This window comes from Microbacterium sp. B35-04 (genome assembly GCF_010634885.1).
Classification (GTDB): Bacteria; Actinomycetota; Actinomycetes; order Actinomycetales; family Microbacteriaceae; genus Microbacterium.
In genome coordinates this window covers 1-721 of record NZ_MWLP01000129.1, presented here as the reverse complement: position 1 = coordinate 721, position 721 = coordinate 1, and the positions used below count along the sequence as shown (strand labels likewise).

Annotated in this window: 1 protein-coding gene and 1 pseudogene; both read right to left on the bottom strand. The window is 71.7% G+C overall.

The genetic code is table 11. The features are described 5' to 3' along the window. On the bottom strand, positions 1–241 hold a 241-nt coding region (locus B1729_RS19560; protein ID WP_163634484.1), incomplete at its 3' end, for a hypothetical protein. A 14-nt stretch (positions 242–255) separates the two neighbouring features. Further along, positions 256–721: pseudogene (locus B1729_RS19555) on the bottom strand (oxidoreductase); the annotation flags it as partial.

The window sequence follows — 721 nt, the reverse complement described above, 5'->3', positions numbered from 1 at the left end:
CGTCGGCGATGCGCTGGGCACTGCTGAGCAGCAGCACCGCGCGGCTCGAGATCTCGCCCTCCTCGGTGGTCACGCCGCTGGCGGTCAGCGCCTCGTTGTCGCGCCACGCGACTTCGAGGGCGTCGGCCGCGCCTGCCAGCAGCGCCTGGACCTCGGCGCGGGCGTAGCCGTGGCGCTCCTCCGCGAAGGACACTCCGCGGAGCAGCTCCGGTGTGATGGATACGGATTCGGTCGCGGTCATTTCGCTTCTGCCCTCTACTGGATTCCCCGTGCGATGCCCGGCTGAACGAGTTCGGGGGAGGCTGCCGGATCGCCGGTCGTGCGGGGTTGCTGGGTGAACGGGTCTTCGTACTTCTCGCTGCGGATGCTGTGCTCGTCGAACCCTGCCCGGCGCAGAACGGCGGCGGTGTGATCGACCATGCGCGGCGAGCCGCAGACCATCGCCAGGCGGTCGTCCCACGGACCGTCCGCGGCCGCGATGTCGCCGATCAGTCCGCGGCGTCCCGGGAACGACGGGTCGTCCGACACCGCGTAGGTGACGGTCAGCCACGATGCGTCGGCGTAGCGCTCGAGTTCCGGCTTCGCATAGAACCCCCACGGATGCCGCGCCCCGTGGTACAGCGCGACACGAGGCCCGCTCCCTCGTGCGGCGTGGCGGCCGGCGACCTGGTCGAGCACCGCGAGCAGCGGGGCCAGGCCCGTGCCGCCCGCGATCAGCAGC